This is a genomic window from Sodalis sp. RH21, from assembly GCF_047324175.1.
Classification (GTDB): domain Bacteria; phylum Pseudomonadota; class Gammaproteobacteria; order Enterobacterales; family Enterobacteriaceae; genus Acerihabitans.
This window is the reverse complement of sequence record NZ_CP178732.1, coordinates 2,327,008-2,346,690: the sequence shown is the minus strand read 5'-3', so window position 1 is coordinate 2,346,690 and position 19,683 is coordinate 2,327,008. Positions and strand designations below refer to the sequence as shown.

Here is a 19,683-nt window from a genome sequence, read left to right as displayed (position 1 = left end):
GCAGCAGTCGCTCATAGAGCACTTTCACATGAGCGTTGCAACTGATATATAAAGCTTGGCCCTGGCCCTCATGCTCGATTGCAGCAGTCCGGCTTGAACTCCCTTGATGCGCGTACCCCCGCCAATCCCTGGCCGGCGGATCACAGACCCAACGTGTTCATGGCCCTGATGGAGAGCATAGGCAGTAATATGCTGGTTTTTGATCCTATGCCGGACAATAAAAAAAATCGCTATATCCCGAATCCAGGCGGGAGGTCACGGTCTGGGGAGTACCAGATGATTTTACCCCCCGCCTGGGGGGTAAAATTATATCGTCTACTAAAAGAAATAACCAAAATTTTATTCTTAAAATGTCAGCACAAAAAATCCATGGCTACCGTCCCGCTCCAGCTGTGCCACCAGTCCCAGCTCCCAGGAGATATAGTCCTGCATGGCCCGGGGGGAATTACCGGTGCCTTCATAGGGACGGCGGTAGCGCCGGGGCAAAGGACGCGGCGATTGGAATGCCGCTTCGTCCGGCGACAGTTCCGGCAGTGGCGCGGTCCAGGGGCCGGATACGGTAAAACCGGCATCCTCCCCGTCAAGCACCCAAACCTGCCAGCCCATTTGCGCCAGCCAGGAAGCGGTCATATCGGCACGCGTCCCGCCCCGGCCATCCGTCAGGACTATACGCGCCCCGCGTACGCTGGCGTAGTGATCGGTCTCCTGCACCAGCTGTCCGCCGGGGACCGGACGGGCCGCCGGAAAATGACCGGCGGCATACTCTTCCGGCTGTCTCACGTCAAAGACATAGGTGGTGCGATCCGGCTGTGTCAGCCAGCGCTGCAGTTCGCCGGCACCCAGACGTTTCACTCCGGCCCGATCCGCCACCCGCCTTGCGGCGACGGCGGCAACCCGGCCCGCCGTTTCGCTCACAGCGGGGTAACGGCGCCGTTGATGGTGCTCCAGCGGTAGCCCGGCCAGCATCCAGCCGATGGTGCCGTTGCGCAATGCCGCCACCGGGTTGGCAATACCGGCATTAATCAGCGACTGGGCGCCGATAATACCGCGGGTGCGTCCGGCGCAGTTGACGATAATGCGGGTGGTGGGGGATGGTACGAGATCCCGGACCCGCAATACCAGCTCCGCCCCCGGTACGCTGATACCGCCGGGGATGTTCATGGTCTGGTATTCATCGAAACGCCGAACATCCAGCACCGCCACATCCTCGGCGGCGTCCAGCAGCCGTTTCAGCTCTTCCGCCGCCAAAGACGGCGTCTGGCGGCGGTGCGCCACCAGTTCGCCAAACGCTTTGCTGGGCGAGTTGACGTCGATAAACAGTTCGCCGCCCGCCGCCGCCCAGCCGGCCAGTCCGTCCGCCAGCAAAGCCACATCCAGGTAACCCAGCGCCTGCAGCCGGCGCGCGGCGACGGCTGCCAGTCCCTCGCCGTTATCATATAGGGTCACAGGAACGGAGCGCCGGGGAATGCGCGCCATGACATCAGCCTCCAGCCGGGACAAGGGGATATTGGCGGCGAACAAGGGATGCCCTTCGGCATAAGAAGCTTCCTCGCGTACGTCCACCAGCGCCACTTCCTGCCGGTTCAACAAGGCCTGGCGAATTTCGTCCGCCTGCCTGCGGGGGAAAAGGGGGTTGGTCATGTAAAAATACTCCTGAATCAGATCAATCGAGTAGCGATATGGCTACATCAGCCATGGGGGAATCTGGCGCAGAGCGCCAATCGCTGCACTTTACCCGAGCCACCCCGAGGTAATGCCGTAACGATATAAAAACACACCGGCGCTTTGAAACTCCCCAACCGCTCCAGGCACCATGCCCGCAATCCGGCCTCATCCAGAACCATGCCGGCCCGCAATACCAGCGCCGCCGCGATATTTTGACCGTAATCGGCATCGGGTATCGCAAAAGCGGCCGCGTCACTCAGGCCGGGGAAATCCGCCAGCGCCTCGTCGATTTCCCGCGGGGCGATGTTTTCTCCGCCCTTGATGATGATCTCTTTCATCCGCCCGGTAATGAAATAGAATCCGCGCGCGTCGCGATAGCCAAGATCGCCGGTATGCAGCCAGCCGCCGGCGTCAATGGCCGCCGCGGTTTGTGCGCTGTCCAGATGATAGCCGGCCATGATGTTTGGGCCCCGCAGGAGGATTTCGCCGCAGCGATTATCCGCCAGCCGCTCCCCGCCGGGACCGGCAACGGCGGTCTCAATGCCGCAGGGCAAGCCGACGCTGCCATATACCCGGCCGGTATGGGGATTGCAGAATGCCAGCGAACCCGACTCCGTCATACCCATGCCCTCGATGACCGTTATGCCGAACCGCTGCTCGAATTGCCGGTGCCGGGCGGGCGGCAGCGGCGCGGAGGCGGAGCGGGCGAATTTGACCCAGGGATAGCGGGCATCGCCGTCGGAAGCGCCGTGCAAAAGGAAGGCTATCATGGTGGGCACCAGGTTGAGCCAGGTGCAGTGATAACGCGCCACCATGCCCCACCAGCGGGAGACGGAAAAACGCCGCGGCGCCACCAGACTGCCGCCGCTGACAAAGGGAACCAGCGTCCCGATGACCTGGCCGTTGATGTGGTAAAGCGGCAACGCGCACAGCAGACGATCCTGCGGCGTAAGCCGATGCCAACGTGCGATGCGTTCCGCCGCGGCCAGCATATTGCCGTGGGTCATAACAACCCCTTTGGGCAGGCCGGTGGTGCCCGAGGTATACATCAACAGCGCCGGGCTCCGGGCGGACAACTGCCGCGGACAGGCGGCCGGATCGTCGGCGGGGTGCGGCTTGCAGATGACCGCATCGTCCATCGGCAGGTCCCGTTCGCGGATCACCATCAAGGGACGGCCTGCCGGCGGCAGGCTGTCCAGCACCCTCCGCAGGCGAGGGGCAGACTCCCGGCTGGTGATGACGGTTTTAGTGCCGCAATGGGTGATAATCCACGCCAGGGCCGTGTCGGCGGCCAGCAAACTCAGGGGCACCGGCACGTAACCCGTCAGCATGCATGATAGGCAAAGCGCCACGGTGTCAAAGCCGCCGGGCAGCAGCAGCGCGATATGATCACCGGGCCGGTGGCCGGTGGCCATTAACCGCTCGTCCTGGCGCCGGGCGGCCAGGGCCAGCTGTGCGAAGGTGAGGGTGCGTTCGGTCTCCGGACAAATCAGGAAAACCCGATCGGCGCCCTCACGCAGATGCCGGGCCAGCACCGCCGGCAGCGAGTCGGCGGCGTCTGGCGCCGCGTCCTCCTCTTCGGTGCCTGTGTCGCCCCGCGCTGCTCTCTCTGCTTCGGCGCCGGTGTTGCCCAAGGCCGCTTCTTCGGCTTCGGCGCCGTTCACCGTTGCTTCGCCGCTGCCCTTCACGATCCCTTCCTGCGCAGATAATCGCCGAACAGCCTATCCAGCGAAGGGATATTTTCCTCTATGGGGCGCGAGATGCGGACCTTATTATAAAAATGCCGGTAATTGAGATTGTCGGAGAAGTGATTTTTGCCCCAGGTGCCGCAGCCCAGGGTCAGGGTAAAGGGCAATCCGTTATCAAAATTGCCGCCGGCGGCAAAACTGTGGGCTTGATTGACGATAACGCGGCTCACCGGCAGGGTGAGTCCCGCCGTCAGCGCCTCCGCCGGATCGGTGCCGTGCAGGCCGACGGAGTGGCCGGCCCCTTGCCAGGCATAAAGCGCCCTGACCCGGTCGCATGCCTGGTGAAAATCATCCGCCCGATAGGCGGTTAACACCGGCGAAAGTTTTTCACCGGAAAAGGGAAAGCGTTCGCCCACCCCCTCTTCCTCGACGATGAAAAAACGGGCACTCCGGCAGGCGGATCGCGTTAATCCGGCCGCTTCAGCCAGCAACAACGCGGATCGGCCCACCCGATCCCGCGCCAGCTTGCCGCCGCCGTCGGGCCAAAGGACCCGTTGCAGCCGGGCCTTTTCCCGTGCCGTCAATACCACGCCGCCCTGTGCCGCCAGGGCGTCCAGCATCGGCCGGTAGCGGCCGGACGGGATGATGATGCTGTTTTCCGCGGAACAGCTGGTGGCGTTATCAAAGGTTTTCGAATCCGCTATCTTGCGGGCGGCCGCGGTCAAATCCGCCGATTCGCTGATAATCGTGGCCACGTTGCCGACACCGACGCCGAAGGTGGGCGTACCGCTTTGCGTCGCGGCCCGGACATTGGCCTGGGAACCGGTGACGATAACCAGGTCCGCCGCGCCCATCAGCAACTGCGTGTGCTCGCGGCGGACGGGGGCGGGCAGCATTTGCACCAGATCGCGGGGAACCCGCAGGACATCCAGCTCCGGGTAGATTAGCGCCAGCAATCGGGCGCAGCTGGCGGCCCCTTTCGGCGACGGCGCCACGATAACGGCGTTGCGGCATTTCACGGCATTGATAATGTTATTGATTACCGTGGCCACCGGGTTGGTAGAGGGCGTCACGGCGGCCACGACCCCCACCGGCCGCGCAATGTCGACGATCCCGCGCTGCGGATCTTCGCCAATCACGCCGACGGTTTTTTTACCGTGCAGATCCCGCAGCAGCCCCAGCGTCTTGCGATGATTTTTGATGACCTTATCTTCGACATTGCCCAGACCGGTATCCTCTACCGCCAGGGTTGCCAAGGCCCGGTTATTGGCGGGATTGATCACCGCCCAGCCCAGGGCGCTCACCACCAAATCGATTTGCTCCTGGCTGTAACCGTCTATCCGCCGCTGCGCCTCCCGCGCCCGCGCCACCAGGGAGTGAATCAGCCGGGCCGGCGCCGTTTCCTCCCCGGCCGGGGAGAGGGAGGCCGGCGAGGGTGTCGCCGGGCTCATTTCGCGGCGGCCGGCTGCCAGACCGGCACCGCCTGGGCATTAATGTGTTTAGGCAATAATCCCGCGGCAAAAAACGCGTCGGCGATGCGCTGCTGTTCGCCGAGGCTCTCAAGGGTCACCGGTTTTACCTGATAGGTGCGATGGGCATTGGCCTGTTCCACGGTGGCCACGTCCAGATTGCCCCATAACGGTCCCAGCAATTTCGCCGCAGCGGCCGGATGGGACTTGACCCAGGCGCCGGTGTGTTCCAACTGCCGGTAAATCAGCTCCAGGATCTCGGGATGCTGCCGCGCATAGGAACTGGACGCCAGATAATAGCGCTGATAGCTGGCCAGCCCCTGCCCCGGCGCCAGCACGCGGGCATGCTGCCGGCGTTCGGCGGCGGCGACAAAGGGTTCCCAGGTTACCCAGGCGTCCACCTGCCCGGTTTCAAACGCCGCCAGGCCGTCCGCCGGGGTCAGGTAAGCCGGGGTGATATCATGGAATGTCAGGTGGGCCTTCGCCAGGGCAACGATGAGCAAATAATGGCTGCCCGCCGCTTTGGTGACCGCGATGCGTTTGCCTTTCAAATCTTCCAGGGATTTCAGCGGTGAATTTTGCGGCACCAGGATTGCCTGGGCATCCGGCGAGGGCTCTTCACGGGCAAAATAGGTCAAATCGGCGCCGGCCGCCTGGGCGAAGACCGGCACGGTATCCGCCACGTCGGCGGAGACATCCACATTACCGATATTCAGGGCCTCCAACAGCGGCAGGCCGCTGGAAAATTCATACCAGCTGACCTTAATTCCCCGGGGAGCCAGTTCTTTTTCCAGCGTGCCCTGCAATTTCACCAGGGTCAGCAAGGTGGAGGATTTTTGATAACCGATACGCAGAACGGTTTCCGCCCGCGCATTGAATTGAATCAATAAAGCCAATAAAGGAACGGCGATAAAAATAAGACGGCGCAAGGTAAACGTAAAGCGAGACATAACGGTATCCGACAAGAATAGGTAATAGTAAGCTCCAAGAGTTGCCCTGTACTGTCAAAGTATATAATCAACTTTAGATAGTCTATTTTATCCCTTAATATCCGGTCCGGTTCCCGGCCTTGCCGGCAGGCTTTCGCCAGGAGGGAAAACGCTCAACGCCGCCTTGGATCCGGCATTTTAGAAACACAAAAGCCCTTTAAGATAAACATCCATATAACAACATTACTTTATTAGAATATTTTCATACCGGCTATTAACAGCGGCCCTATATTTATGAATATGATTTTTCTTTTAGCAAAAGAATATCTATCCAAAGCTGAAAATAACATTTACCGAACAATTTCCCGCGCTGTTAGGATTTTCTTTTCACTCATAAAGATGGAAAGAAATGATGAATCTGCGCGGCGGTATTGCATTATTGCTTTCATTGGCCGTCTCGGCCGGTGCCTATGGCGCCGATACCCTGCGTATCGGCTATCAGAAATCCGGCACCACCCTGGTTTTGCTGAAAGGGGAAGGCTCGCTGGAAAAAAGCCTGGCCTCGCAGGGCATAAGGGTGAAATGGACGGAGTTCCCCGGCGGTCCGCAACTGCTGGAAGGATTGAACGTCGGCTCCATTGATTTTGGATTTACCGGCGAAACGCCACCGGTATTCGCTCAGGCCGCCGGGGCCAATCTGGTTTATATCGCCAATGAACCGGCCTCGCCCACCGCGGAAGCCATTCTGGTGCCGAAAGAGTCCGCCCTGCGCAAGGTGGGGGATTTGAAAGGTAAAAAAGTCGCGCTGAATAAAGGGTCGAATGTGCATTACCTACTGGTGCGGGCGCTGCAGGAAGCCGGCCTGAGCTATGGCGATATCACCCCGGTCTATCTCTCCCCCGCCGATGCGCGCGCGGCCTTTATCCAGGGCAGCGTGGATGCCTGGGTGATTTGGGATCCGTTCGCCGCCGCCGCCGAACAACAGCTGCAGGCGCGGACCCTGCGAAACGGCCAGGGCATCGTGGATAACTATCAGTTTTATCTCGCCACCCGGGACTTCGCCACGGCCCATCCCCGGGTGATTACCGAGCTGGTCAGGCAAATCCGGCTGGTGGATAAGAAGGCCGTTGAAGACCCCGCGGCGGTAACCCGCCAGGTGGCTCCCCTGCTGGGGCTGCCGGAGAATATCACCCGCATTGCGGTGGAACGGCAAAATTATCAGGCTGCGTTTATTACCCCGGCGGTGACCGCCGGCCAGCAACGGATTGCGGATACGTTCACCCAATTGAAATTGATTCCGCAAAGCCTGAATGTCTCACAAGCCGTCTGGACGCCGCCCGCACAGTAGCGGCGGACCGTCCGATGCGCACCTTACAGGAGCACGGGATGAAACGCATTACCCTCGAGCTTTCCGAACGTCTTGCGCCCTGGCTGCTGCCGGTGCTGTTAATGGTATCCTGGCAAGCGGCGGTGAGCGCCGGCTGGCTGTCCAGCCGGATCCTGCCGGCGCCGAGCGCGGTGGTCACCGCGGCCTGGCGGTTAATGTACAGCGGCGAGCTATGGCAGCATTTGGCCATCAGCAGTTGGCGCGCCGCGGTGGGATTCGCCATCGGCGGCTCCATCGGTCTGCTGCTGGGCTTTATCACCGGCCTGTCCCGCTGGGGGGCGCTGCTGCTGGACAGCACGGTGCAGATGATTCGCAACGTGCCGCATCTGGCGCTGATCCCGCTGGTGATTTTGTGGTTCGGCATTGATGAATCGGCAAAGATTTTCCTGGTGGCCCTCGGCACGCTGTTCCCCATTTATCTTAATACCTACCACGGCGTGCGCAATGTGGACGCCGGCCTGGTGGAAATGGCCCGAAATTACGGACTGTCGGGTTTTTCGCTGTTTTATCAGGTTATTTTGCCCGGCGCCCTGCCTTCCATACTGGTGGGAGTCCGTTTCGCGCTGGGTTTCATGTGGTTGACGCTGATTGTGGCGGAAACCATCTCCGCCAATTCGGGCATTGGCTATCTGGCCATGAATGCCCGTGAATTTTTGCAAACCGACGTGGTAGTGGTAGCCATTATTTTATACGCCATCCTCGGCAAGGCGGCGGACAGCGCCGCCCGGGCGCTGGAACGCGTCTGGCTGCGCTGGCATCCGGCTTACCAGAAGACGAGGGCAACGGCATGAGCGTTAACGTCTACCCGGTTAATCGCGGCATCCCCCTGGCATTGCGCCAATTGGAGAAGTCTTTCCATGGCCACCGGGTGCTGGGCAATGTGGATCTCGCCATCCCCGCCGGACAGTGCGTGGCCATCGTCGGGCGCAGCGGCTGCGGCAAAAGCACCCTGTTGCGCCTGCTGGCCGGTCTTGACCGGCCGGACCGCGGCGATCTCTCCTCCGGCAATGCTCCGCTGCGCGCCAGGCAAAACGATATACGGCTGATGTTCCAGGACGACCGGTTATTACCCTGGAAAAAGGTCGTGGATAACGTGGGCCTCGGCCTGGGCAAGGACGCCAGGGAGCGCGCCCTGGCCGCTCTTGACACCGTCGGATTGGCCGGGCGGGCCGGCGACTGGCCTTCCACCCTGTCCGGCGGGCAGAAGCAGCGGGTGGCGCTGGCGCGGGCTTTGATTCATCGTCCGCGCCTACTGCTGCTGGATGAACCCCTGGGGGCCCTTGATGCGTTAACCCGTATCGAGATGCAGCGCCTGATTGAGACCCTGTGGCGAGAACAGGGTTTTACCCTGCTGCTGGTGACGCACGATGTGCATGAAGCGGTGACCCTGGCGGATCGGGTCATCCTGCTGGAGCAGGGGCATATCGGCCTGGATATCGCCATCGATTTGCCACGTCCCCGCGGCCATGGGCAGGCCCGGCAGGCGGCATTGGAAAGCGAAATCCTGGAACGCATCTTTTCCAGCGGCGTTCAGGGCGCGCAGGGAGACGGCACGTTGCGCTCCGGGAGCGTTAATCAATAGACCCGCCATAATTCAAGCTGCAGGTGTGTTGGCTGTGTGACTCGGCTACTCCGTAAGCCTCGCCCTTTGGGGCCGCTGCAAGCGGCGTTTCGGATTATTGAGAGAATATAATTTTATTATTGACGACTTAAGGCAGGCAATAACGTGAAGCAAGCCCTGGTACTCTCGCCGCAGGAAGCGCGGCTGCTGCATCCCGACGGCAAGCCCGTCGCCACGGATCGGACCCATCGCCTGCTGGCCCGTATCCAGCACGCCAAACCGGCAGTCGATGTGGAACGGGCGCGCTATTTCACCGAGTCCATGGCGCAAACGGAAGGGGAATTACTGATCCTGCGCTGGGCGAAGGCGATGTATCACATCGCCGGGCATATCCAGGTGTATATCGATGAAGATCAGTTGATTGTCGGCCGGGGCGGCAAACCCGGCCGCTACGGCATTCTTTATCCGGAACTGGACGGCGATTTTCTGGAGCGGGCGCTGGAACAGCTGCCCCGGCGGGTGGAATCGCCGTTTACCGTCGAACCGGCGGAGGTGGATATCATCAAACGGGTGGTATCCCCCTACTGGCGGGGCAAAACCTACCATGAAGACCTGGCCCGCGCCCTGCCCGATGAGACGCTGCGCCTTACCTACGATCCCGCCGACGCCCTGACGTCCCGTTTTATCGTCAACGAGACCTCGTCGTTCCGGTCTTCCATTCAGTGGGTACATGACTACGACAAAGTGCTGCGGCTGGGGTTTAAGGGGATAAAGGAGGATGCACAGCGCCGGCTGGCGGCGCTGGATCCCTTCGATCCGTCGGACAATGTTGAAAAGGCACCGTTCCTGCAGGCCATTATCCTCAGCGCCGAGGCGGTGATTCTGTGGGCCGGACGCCATGCCGCGCTGGCGCGGGATTTGGCGGAACGGGAGCCCGATCCCGTACGGCGGCAGGAGCTGGAGGCCATCGCCGAGCGCTGTGCCCGGGTGCCGGAACACCCGGCGCGGGATTTTCGCGATGCGCTGCAGGCGCAGTGGTTCACCCAGATGTTTTCCCGCCTGGAGCAGAAAACCGGCACCATTATCTCCAACGGCCGCATGGATCAGTACCTTTACCCTTATTACCGGCGGGATCTCGATCGCGGCCTGCTGACCGAAGAGCAGGCCCTGGAATGGCTGGCCTGCATGTGGATCGCCATGGCGCAGTTCGTGGATTTGTACATCTCCCCCACCGGCGGCGCCTTTAACGAAGGCTACGCCCATTGGGAAGCGGTCACCATCGGCGGCCAGACGCCGGAAGGTTTGGACGCCGTCAATGCGCTATCCTATCTGTTCCTGCGATCGAAGCGGGAATTTCCGTTGCACTATCCGGACCTGGCGGCCCGCATCCATAGCCGTACTCCGCCGCGTTTTCTCTATGAAGTGGCGCAAACCATTAAAGACGGCGCCGGATTTCCAAAACTCATCAACGATGAAGAAGTGGTGCCGCTGCTGCTGGCGAAGGGGGCCGCGTTCAGCGAAGCCTATGATTTCGCGGTGTCCGGCTGCGCCGAGTGCCGGATGCCGAACCGCGATACCTATACCAGCCCCTGCGCCTATATCAAATTTCCGGCGGCGCTGGAGATGACCTTGTACAACGGCCGGATGAAACGCTACGGCGGGGAATTGCTGGGTATCGAAACCGGCGATCCGGGGGAATTCGCGGACTGGGAGGCATTCTGGCAGGCTTATGTAAAACAGCATCTGAATTTCCTTCGCCATGCGTTTATCCAGCAAAAAATCATCATTGATTTACGCGCCCGGCATTTTGCCTGGCCGCTGGGTTCCGCCCTGCACGACCTGGCGATGGACGCCGGCATGGATATCCACCAGCCGGACATCAACGGCGGTATCGATTTGGGTTATTTCGAGTTTATGGGGTACGGCACGGTCATTGATTCCCTGGCGGCAATAAAAAAATGGGTCTATGAAGAAAAACGTCTTTCCATGGGACAATTGCTGGCGGCGCTGGCCGACGATTTCAACGGCCATCCCACTGTCCGCGCCCTGCTGCGGGACGCGCCCAAATACGGCAATAACGATCCCTACGCCGACGATATCGGCAAGGCCCTGGATAAAATCTGTCTGGAATTTACCCAGCGCTATTCCCGCTCTCTGGGCGTGCATATGGATCTGCGGCTGGTGCCTTTTACCTCGCATGTGCCGTTCGGCAAGGTGGTGCACGCCACCCCCAACGGCCGCAAGGCCTACAGTCCGCTATCGGACGGTTCGTCGGCCTCCCAGGGCTGCGACAGCCAAGGCCCCACCGCGGTGCTGCTGTCCAATTACCACACCAAGAATTACCGGTTTCGCGAGCGCGCCGCCCGCTTGCTTAACGTCAAATTCACCCCCTCGGTACTGGCCGGCGAGGCGGGCACCCGCAAGCTGTGCGATTTTATCAAGGTCTGGTGCGACCTGAAGCTGTGGCATATCCAGTTCAACGTCATCAACCGGGAGACCCTGCTGGCGGCCAAAGCCGACCCGGAGCGCTTTCGCGGCCTGATTGTCAGGATTGCCGGCTACAGCGCCTATTTCACTGACCTCTCGCCGGACCTGCAGGATGATTTGATTGCCAGGACCGGCCATGAAATCTTCTGATCCGGAGGCTTTGTCGTTGCGAATCCCCGCCACGGCTTTGCCGGCTCCGTCGACGCGCCGGACCGATGGGGCAGAGACGGGCTGGATTTTCAATATACAGCGTTACTCCCTGCATGACGGTGACGGTATCCGCACGCTGGTCTTTCTGAAAGGCTGCCCGCTGCGCTGCGTCTGGTGCAGCAATCCGGAATCCCAGGGTGTATTGCCGGAAATCACGCTGGACGAAAAAAAATGCCTCGGACGGGACTGCGGCCTGTGCATCGGACAATGCCTTTCCCACAGCCTGGCGTATGGGGCCGACGGAGTTGTCCGGCTGAACACGGATACCTGCCGGCAGTGCCTGCAATGCCTGCCCGCCTGTTCCAGCCATGCCCTGCACGCCTTCGGTCAGCGGATAACGGCGGCGCGCGTGATGGATATTGCCGAGGCGGACAGCCTGTTTTATGCGCGCTCACGGGGCGGGGTTACCCTCAGCGGCGGTGAACCCCTGATGCAGGCGGATTTCGCCCTGGCCCTGCTGCGGGAAGCCCAAAAACGGCATATCGATACCCTGCTGGAAACCTGCGGTTACGGCCCCTGGCCGGCATTACGGGCGCTGGCGGGCTATTGCGACGGCGTCTATTTTGATATCAAAAACCTGAACGACGCCGCTCACCGCGGGTTTACCGGGCGTTCCAACCGCCGGATACTGGCCAACCTGCTGGCGTTGCGCCGGCAGTTTCCCCGTTTGCCGATCCATGTGCGCACGCCGCTGATCCCCGCGTTTAACGATAGCTGGGACGCTATCGCCCGCATCATTGATTTTATTCTGCCCCTGGCGGACGTCAGCTATGAAATCCTGCCCTATCACCGGCTGGGCAGCGACAAATACCGGCTGCTGGGACGGCCATACCTGCCGGGGGACATCCGACTGCCGGCGGACACCGTCGAGGAGATCATCAGCCGGGCCCGCCAGCGTCTCGGCCGCCGCTACGGCCCCGAAGGAACGAGGCCGAGTGTTGCCAACGCACCTGCAGCGTGAATGATGACGGGTATAGCTGTTTTACGCATTTGGAATGCCATATATATCAGTTGGAGCACCGGCTCCGGCTGTCCATCATAACCGTTACTCGTCGTTTTATTCAGCAGGAGCCGTCCATGAGCCTCAATCTTTTCTGGTTTCTCCCTACCCATGGCGACGGGCGCTATCTCGGCACGCCACGCGGCGCGCGCACGGTGGACCACGCTTATCTGCAGCAGATTGCCCAGGCGGCGGAACGGGTGGGTTTCGGCGGCGTGCTGATCCCCACCGGCCGCTCTTGTGAAGACTCTTGGCTGGTGGCGGCGTCGCTGATCCCCGTCACCCAGCGGCTAAAGTTCCTGGTGGCGCTGCGGCCGGGAGTGATTTCCCCTACCCTGGCGGCCCGTCAGGCGGCGACGCTGGATCGTCTGTCCCAAGGCCGGGCGCTCTTCAACCTGGTGACCGGCGGCGATCCCGACGAACTGGCGGCGGAAGGGGTATTTCTCGATCACGCCGAACGTTATGAAGCCGCGGCGGAATTTACCCATGTCTGGCGGCGGGTGCTGGAGGGCGAGACGGTGAATTTCCAGGGCAAACATGTGCAGGTGGAGGGGGCGCGCCTGATGTTCCCGCCGGTGCAACAACCTCGGCCGCCGCTTTATTTCGGCGGTTCGTCCGATGCCGCGCAGGATCTGGCGGCAGAGCAGGTGGAGCTTTATCTGACCTGGGGCGAGCCGCCGGCGCAGCTGGCGGAAAAAATCGCCCAGGTACGGGAAAAGGCCGCCGCGCTGGGACGGCAAATCCGCTTCGGCATTCGCCTGCACGTGATTGTGCGTGAAACCACGGAAGAGGCCTGGCAGGATGCCCGGCGGCTGATTGTCCATGTGGACGATGAAACCATCGCCCGCGCCCGGGCATCGTTCGCCCGGTTTGATTCGGTGGGACAGCAGCGCATGGCGGCACTGCACGACGGCAGCCGGGATCATTTGGAAATAAGTCCCAATCTGTGGGCCGGGGTCGGGCTGGTGCGGGCCGGCGCCGGCACCGCTCTGGTGGGGGACGGCCCCACCGTCGCCCGGCGCATCGCCGAGTATGCGGATTTAGGTATCGATACCTTTATCCTGTCCGGCTATCCGCATCTGGAGGAAGCCTATCGCGTGTCGGAACTGGTCTTCCCCCATCTGGACGTGGCGACGAACAGCCCTGCCGCCGCAAGCGATGCCATCCGGCCGCAGGGGGAAGTGGTCGCCAATGATTTCGCGCCGGACAAAATCCATTAAATGCTGACTAAAGTCCCCAGCGGGCATATTTTCAGCCCGGCATGGGGCGAGCCTGAAGATGACGTTGGTGACAATCATGACTGCCCATTACCAGGATATTCTCAACGATAATTTTTGGCTGCCGTTTACGCCAAATAAAGATTTCCGTAACGATCCCAAATTATTCGCCCGGGCGGAGGGAGATTATTATTATGATCCGGACGGACGGGCGATACTGGACGGGGTGTCGGGTTTATTCGCCTCGGCCTTGGGCCACGGGCGTAAAGAGCTTGCCGAGGCGGTTCACCGGCAAATGCTGACCCTGGATTTTACCGCCAGCTTTTATCGCGGCCATCCGGGAGCCTTCGCCGCCGCCAAGGCCTTATCGGCGCTGCTGCCCCCCGGCCTTGACAGGATTTTTTTTGTCGGTTCCGGCTCGGAAGCGGTAGATACCGCGCTGAAAATCGCCCTGGCGTATCACCGCGCCAAGGGCCGGGGTAGCCGGAATATCTTCGTGTCGCGGGAACGCGCTTATCACGGCGTCAATTTCGGCGGCGTCGCCCTGTCGGGGCTGCCCAACAACCGGCGGAATTTCGACGGCGTCGGGCCGCGGGTAGTGCATATGCGCCATACCTGGCTGGCGGAGAACCGCTACAGTCGCGGGCAACCCGGGCACGGCGACTTCCTGGCGGACGATCTTTTACGCCTGATTACGCTACACGGGGCGGAAAATATTGCCGCCTGCGTGGTGGAACCCATCGCCGGATCCACCGGCGTGCTGGTGCCGCCGGTGGGTTATCTGGAACGGCTGCGCCAGATCTGCGACCGGCATGACATTCTGCTGATCATGGACGAGGTGATCTGCGGCTTCGGCCGGACCGGCCGGGCATTCGCCAGCCAGTCCTTTAATATCCGGCCGGATATCATCACCCTGGCCAAAGCCCTCACCAACGGTGCGTTGCCTATGGGCGCCGTGGCGGTGAGCCGGGATATTCATGACGGCATTATCAATGCTGCCGGCGAGGGGGAGATCGAGTTTTTCCACGGTTATACCTGGAGCGCGCATCCGGTAGCCTGCGCCGCGGCGTTGGCCACGCTGGCGCTTTACCAGGAGTTAGAAGGTTACGGGCGCCGCAGAAAGCGCCGGATGATTTTTCCGGAGAAGGTTTTGGGCAGGCACTCGAGGAATATCACGTTCCGGGGCCGGCCATGGCGGCCGCAGCGGGCCACGATAACCGCCGCCAGCGACCGGCGCATGTCGGCATGCCGCGCTACCGGCACCTCCGGCGCCGTGACGACGAACAGCTGCACCATCTGGCCCAGTAGCGGATGCGCTAGACCCACCGCCGCCGCTTCGGCGATGCCGGGCACCGTCAGCGCCGCGTGCTCTACTTCCGCCGTGGACAGCCGCTTGCCGCCGATATTCATGGTGTCGTCCATGCGTCCCTGAATGGTTATGGCGCCGTGTTCATCACGGCGGGCGCGATCCTGCGTCAGATAGCGCCAGCCCTCGCCGTCATGCTGCCAATAGCGCGCCACGAACTCATCGTCATGGCCCCACAGGGTTTGCATGCCCCCTGGTCCCAGATGGTCATGCAGCACCAGCATGCCCGTTGCCGCCGGGCGGCCGGTTTGCTCATCCACAATGCTTACCCGGCGATCCATCACCGGACGCAGGGCGCCTCTCTGCCCGGCCAGGATCGGCCAGCCGCTTTCGGTTTGCCAGTAGTGATCGTACACCGGCACGCCGGCGCCCTGCTCCAGCCATTGACGGGTTTTGGCGTCCAGCGGCTCGCCGGCCAGATAGACGGCGCGCAGGGAGGGCAGCGACGGGTCAAGGGTTTCACTTTGCATGCGGGCCAGACGCATGGCGCCGGGTACGGTAAGCAGACGCGTGACGCCGTGGCGGGCAATCAGTTGCCACCAGCGCCGCCCCGGGGTATTCATGCCGCCGCCGGTGACCACCAGGGTGGTGAAACCGGCCAGCAGGGGCGCCCAGACCAGATAGCTGTGTCCGGTCACCCAGCCGATATCGGCGGTGGTGAAAAAAACTTCATTCTCGCCGGTATTGAAAATATGCGGCAGCGAGGCGCACAGCGCCACGGCGTAGCCGCCGGTATCCCGCACGACGCCTTTGGGCGTGCCGGTGGTGCCGGAGGTGAACAGCAGCTGTGACGGCGCCTCGGCGGGCAGCCAGCGACAAGGTATCGGCTCATTGTGATAAGCCGCCCGCAGCCGCCGGTAACTGAGTTCACCGTCACCGGGGTATTCACCCGCCGCCCTATCGTCGGTGCCGTCAGGATTGCGCATGGCTTCCGATCCGCTGTCGCCGACAATGATCCGGTTAACGGCGGGCGGCGCAAGTCCCTCTTCCCGCAATGCGCGGTTGATTTTATCCTCCAGGATCAGCAAACGGGGCCGGCTCAGGTGAATGCGCTCCGCCAGCGCCGCCGCGCTCAGCTGCGCCGAGACCACCACATGGATAGCCCCCAGCCGGGCGCAGGCCAGCATGGCGAACAGGGCCGGCGGCATGACCGGCAGGCAGAGCAGCACGCGATCTCCCGCCGCCACCCCCTGCCGTTGCAGGATCCAGGCCATGGCCACCACTTCCCGGTGCAGTTCGGCATAGCTGAATCGCTGCTCCGCGCCCTGCCGGTCGCAGCACACGAGCGCCGTTTGGCCGCCGCGCAGGGGCAAATGCCGATCCACGGCGTTATAACACAGGTTGGTGGCGCCGCCCGCAAACCAGCGGCAGTGCGGCCCACCGTGCTCTAAAGCCATCACCTGGCGAAACGGCCGCTGCCAGTGGATGCGCTGCGCTTCACGCCGCCAGAAAGCCTCATCCAGCGGGGAAGAGGCCGGTGAATCCAGCGCTAAATCTGACGGGGAAGGCACTGGCAAATCCGCTGGGATGACGGCCGACCAATCCAGCAGTGAACTGTCAGTCCGGTTAGCGAACGGCATAACGGACCTCCTGCGGCGCCGGCGCCGTCAGGCGGGCGGCGATGTGTTCCGCCAGGTATTCCGCATCTTCCCCCACTCCCTCGAACCGTCCCGAGCCCCAGGTCCACAGCCAGGGCAGACCGAGGAAATGGAGTCCTTCTTCCACTGACACGCCGCGCCGATGGCGGGGGTATCCCTTGTCATCAAACGCCGGCAGGTCAATCCAGCTAAAATCGGTATGGAATCCCACCGCCCAGATAATGGCCGCGAGATTGCCCAAAGGGATAGCGCCCCGGCCCGGCGGCGGGAACCACATCGGCTGATAGGGCGGCTCCGTGGGGGCGTCGATGCCCCGGGCGGCAATCCACTCATCGATATTCTCCCTGATGCGCCGGGCGGTATCATCGGCATTATCAAGATTGGCCGCCAGATCGTCTGCGGTGACCAGCCCCCCCCGCGCCTCATCAATGTCCAGCAACCGCCCGTGCAGTTGCATGCCCTGCCCGGCGAACAGCCGCAAATCGATATCCCGGCCACCGTCGCGGCCGGTGACATAATGGTTGGTTTTACGTCGGGCATCTTCCCCCTGGGGATGGTGGTCCACTGTCAGCCGGTAATGCCCCATGTCCTCCAGCCAGGCCACCACGTCGCGGCCGCGGTAAAAACGATTCACCCGCGGCGCGCTGCCGACGCACAGATGTACCCGGCGTCCGGCGAGATGCAGATCTTCGGCGATTTGCGCCCCGGACTGGGCCGACCCCACCACAAGGACCTCGCCCTCGGGCAAGGCGGCGGGGCAACGGTAGTCCGCCGAATGCAGCTGGTGGATCGTCCCCGGTAAACGGGCCGCCAGGGCGGGGAAACGCCGCCGGTGATAGTTGCCCACCGCGGCAACCACGTTATCGGCAGTGAAGGTTCCGCGGCTGGTGTGCAGAACAAAGCCCCCGCCGCCGTGGCGGCTGACCCGCTCCACGTTGATGCCGGTGAGCAGCGGCGGCCCGAAACGCTCGGCATAGCGCTCCAGGTAATTGATGATCTGGTCATTGACCATAAAACCGTCCGGGTCATCGCCGTCATAGGGAAAACCGGGCAATTTGCACTGCCAGTTAGGGGTCACCAGACAAAAACTGTCCCAGCGCTGCGCCCGCCAGGCCCAGCCGAGCTGATGGCGCTCAAATATCACATGCCCGATGCCCCGCTGAGTCAGGCAGTAGCTCATAGACAGTCCCGCCTGCCCGCCGCCGATGATAATCACCGGATAATGTGTTTGTTCCATGGTACCGTTCCTGAATTAATGATTAACGGGCAGCGCTTCGATTTTCTCGACGCGCACCGGGCGGGCATCGGGCAAAAAACCCCCGGCCTTGAGTTCGATGGCGCCGGACTGATCCATGGCGCTTGAACAGGCATAACCGAACTTCAGCGCGACCCGGTCGCTGGCTTCCTGCAGCGCCCGGCGCGCCAGTCCGGTAAACTCCTCCACGCTGTACTCTTTGCCCACCTCCAGATGCTGTTCAATCACGGTGGACGGTGAATAACACACGTCCACGGAGCTGTCCGGCCAGCGGACGGTAAAATGCATTGCGGGCATAAGCGCCTCCAGAATAAAAAAGTCAGGGGTTGATGCCGGTAAGCGGCGTTGTGTCGAGATCCCAGAAACAGTGGCGGTGTGAACCATCGCCGACCCAAAGCCTCGGGTCGGCGGTAATGCCGCCGATGGCCGCCGCGCCGATACCGAGCCGATGAAAGTGCGCCAGCACCTCGTCTGCCTGCTGGGAATGGACCGTCAACAGATAGCCGTAGCTGGGAAACATGCACAGCCACTCTTGCCAGCGGATCTCCGCCGGACGGGGTATGGCCGTTAAATCAATGTCCGCGCCGGCCCGGGCGCTTTCCAACAGCATGACCAGGGTGCCGAGCAGGCCGGCCTGGCTGATGTCCTTGGCCGCCTGTACCAGCCCCTGTTCCGCCAGCGTCGGCAACAGCGCCATGGCGTCGCGCAGCGCCGCCGGATCGGCGCGGGTCGCGGCGTCCCAGTTCAGCCAGGGCCCGCGTCGGGCGCCGCGCAAATCTATGGCGGCGATTAAGGTGTGTCCCGGCTTCGCCCCGGAGGCCCGCAGCACCCGTTTCGCTTTGCCCAGCACCGCCACCGCCAGCTGCGGCGATTCGCTGCGTAAATTGGTATGGCCGCCGACGATGGGCACCCGATAGGCCCGGGACGCGGCGGCCATGCCCTGCATCAAACGGCGCGCCTGTTCCGGACCGGCGCTCCACAGGGCATTCACCACCGCCACCGCCGTGCCGCCCATGGCGGCGATGTCGCTCAGATTAACCATCAGTCCGCACCAGCCGGCGAACCAGGGATCGTCCGCCACGAACCGGTTGATAAACCCCTCCATGGCCAGCAGGCTATAGCCCTCTTCCTGCGGAATGGCGGCGCAGTCATCGCCGTTGTCGCAGCCGGCCAGAGGCCAGGCTTCACGCAGTTCTCCGGCAATCCCCTGGATGTCCCGCTTCTGATCGATGCCGCCGTACCGGCGCACCTCCGCCAGCAGCACGTGTAAATCATCCATCAGCCGCCCTCCAGGCTCATCAGCAGCGGCGCCAGCTCCCGCGCCGGCCGCGGCGAAGGCCCGCTCAGCACCATGCCGCTGTTGGGGTCGAAACAGGGCGGATAAAACGCCAGATCCGCCTGCATAACCGCATGATCGATACCCCGCAGCCGTTCGGTGGACAGGGATGACCAGTGCATGCGCCGGAACAGCGGCACGTTTTGCTGCTGCACCCGGGCATAAAACGCCTCGCAGCCCAGGGCACAGGCGCTGGATACCGCCAGGCGGATAAGGGTCGGCCCCAGTTGCCCCTGCCGGCGGAAATGCCGGTCCACCGCCAGCCGCGAACCGTACCAAATATCCCCCTCTTCCCGGTGGATGCGCACCGTGCCGACGATTTGCTCCGGCCAGCCCGCCGTACTGCCGATAGCCACCAGCAGCCGGGCGCGTTCATCGATAGCATCCCGGTCATGCTCTTCAAACAGCCCCTGCTCGTGGCAAAAAACCCGCTGGCGCAGCAGATAGGCCTGCTCGCGCTCCCAGGGCAAGGTCACCCATTTGATGCGGTATTCGGGATAGAACATGCTGTCACT

General features: G+C 62.3%; 15 protein-coding genes and 1 pseudogene. 7 read left to right on the top strand and 9 right to left on the bottom strand.

The window, feature by feature from the left end; all coding sequences use genetic code 11:
* Positions 1-345 precede the first annotated feature (345 nt).
* From ACL2XP_RS10730 to ACL2XP_RS10715, 4 genes are read right to left on the bottom strand one after another with little or no spacing between them, the layout of a single operon-like run.
* Entirely contained in the window at positions 346-1,641 is a 1,296-nt protein-coding gene (locus ACL2XP_RS10730) for a rhodanese-like domain-containing protein (protein WP_413730204.1), read from the bottom strand.
* Positions 1,642-1,688: 47 nt separating this feature from the next.
* Positions 1,689-3,353 (bottom strand): AMP-binding protein, encoded by a 1,665-nt coding sequence (locus ACL2XP_RS10725; protein ID WP_413730203.1) that lies wholly within the window; start codon positions 3,351-3,353, stop codon positions 1,689-1,691.
* Positions 3,350-4,804, bottom strand: a complete 1,455-nt coding sequence (gene sauS, locus ACL2XP_RS10720) for an acylating sulfoacetaldehyde dehydrogenase (protein WP_413730202.1) — start codon at positions 4,802-4,804, stop codon at positions 3,350-3,352. Before sauS ends, ACL2XP_RS10725 begins: the two co-directional genes overlap by 4 nt.
* Positions 4,801-5,772, bottom strand: a complete 972-nt coding sequence (locus ACL2XP_RS10715; RefSeq protein ID WP_413730201.1) for an aliphatic sulfonate ABC transporter substrate-binding protein — start codon at positions 5,770-5,772, stop codon at positions 4,801-4,803. Before ACL2XP_RS10715 ends, sauS begins: the two co-directional genes overlap by 4 nt.
* A gap of 388 nt (positions 5,773-6,160) precedes the next feature.
* Here ACL2XP_RS10715 and ACL2XP_RS10710 point away from each other — a divergent pair, with 388 nt between their 5' ends.
* The 7 genes and pseudogenes from ACL2XP_RS10710 to ACL2XP_RS10680 all read left to right on the top strand — a co-directional run.
* The gene (locus ACL2XP_RS10710; RefSeq protein WP_413730199.1) at positions 6,161-7,099 is read left to right on the top strand and encodes a sulfonate ABC transporter substrate-binding protein; all 939 of its coding nucleotides are present in this window, start codon (positions 6,161-6,163) and stop codon (positions 7,097-7,099) included.
* Positions 7,100-7,137: 38 nt separating this feature from the next.
* Positions 7,138-7,929: an aliphatic sulfonate ABC transporter permease SsuC gene (ssuC, locus tag ACL2XP_RS10705; protein WP_413730197.1), complete on the top strand. Its 792-nt coding sequence runs from the start codon at positions 7,138-7,140 to the stop codon at positions 7,927-7,929.
* Positions 7,926-8,720, top strand: a complete 795-nt coding sequence (gene ssuB, locus ACL2XP_RS10700; RefSeq protein WP_413730196.1) for an aliphatic sulfonates ABC transporter ATP-binding protein — start codon at positions 7,926-7,928, stop codon at positions 8,718-8,720. The genes ssuC and ssuB overlap by 4 nt, the downstream gene beginning before the upstream one ends.
* Before the next feature lie 144 nt (positions 8,721-8,864).
* On the top strand, positions 8,865-11,336 hold the full coding sequence (locus ACL2XP_RS10695; protein WP_413738547.1) for a glycyl radical protein: 2,472 nt from the start codon (positions 8,865-8,867) through the stop codon (positions 11,334-11,336).
* Positions 11,323-12,357: a glycyl-radical enzyme activating protein gene (locus tag ACL2XP_RS10690; RefSeq protein WP_413730194.1), complete on the top strand. Its 1,035-nt coding sequence runs from the start codon at positions 11,323-11,325 to the stop codon at positions 12,355-12,357. Before ACL2XP_RS10695 ends, ACL2XP_RS10690 begins: the two co-directional genes overlap by 14 nt.
* A 116-nt stretch (positions 12,358-12,473) precedes the next feature.
* Positions 12,474-13,616: an FMNH2-dependent alkanesulfonate monooxygenase gene (ssuD, locus tag ACL2XP_RS10685; RefSeq protein WP_413730192.1), complete on the top strand. Its 1,143-nt coding sequence runs from the start codon at positions 12,474-12,476 to the stop codon at positions 13,614-13,616.
* 58 nt (positions 13,617-13,674) lie between these two features.
* Positions 13,675-14,697: pseudogene (locus ACL2XP_RS10680) on the top strand (aminotransferase class III-fold pyridoxal phosphate-dependent enzyme); the annotation flags it as partial.
* A gap of 20 nt (positions 14,698-14,717) precedes the next feature.
* On the opposite strand, the gene ACL2XP_RS10675 reads toward ACL2XP_RS10680, so the two are convergent.
* Genes ACL2XP_RS10675 through ACL2XP_RS10655 form a run of 5 tightly spaced genes read right to left on the bottom strand, consistent with a single transcriptional unit; the run spans position 14,718 to position 19,674 of the window.
* Positions 14,718-16,559: an AMP-binding protein gene (locus tag ACL2XP_RS10675; protein ID WP_413730191.1), complete on the bottom strand. Its 1,842-nt coding sequence runs from the start codon at positions 16,557-16,559 to the stop codon at positions 14,718-14,720.
* On the bottom strand, positions 16,546-17,814 hold the full coding sequence (locus ACL2XP_RS10670) for an MSMEG_0569 family flavin-dependent oxidoreductase (protein WP_413730190.1): 1,269 nt from the start codon (positions 17,812-17,814) through the stop codon (positions 16,546-16,548). The genes ACL2XP_RS10675 and ACL2XP_RS10670 overlap by 14 nt, the downstream gene beginning before the upstream one ends.
* Positions 17,815-17,829: 15 nt before the next feature.
* Entirely contained in the window at positions 17,830-18,129 is a 300-nt protein-coding gene (locus tag ACL2XP_RS10665; RefSeq protein WP_413730188.1) for an MSMEG_0570 family nitrogen starvation response protein, read from the bottom strand.
* A gap of 22 nt (positions 18,130-18,151) precedes the next feature.
* Positions 18,152-19,111 carry a sll0787 family AIR synthase-like protein gene (locus ACL2XP_RS10660; protein WP_413730186.1) on the bottom strand — a complete coding sequence of 320 codons (960 nt, stop codon included), beginning with the start codon at positions 19,109-19,111 and terminating at the stop codon, positions 18,152-18,154.
* Entirely contained in the window at positions 19,111-19,674 is a 564-nt protein-coding gene (locus tag ACL2XP_RS10655; RefSeq protein ID WP_413730184.1) for an MSMEG_0567/Sll0786 family nitrogen starvation N-acetyltransferase, read from the bottom strand. Before ACL2XP_RS10655 ends, ACL2XP_RS10660 begins: the two co-directional genes overlap by 1 nt.
* Between the last annotated feature and the right edge of the window lie 9 nt (positions 19,675-19,683).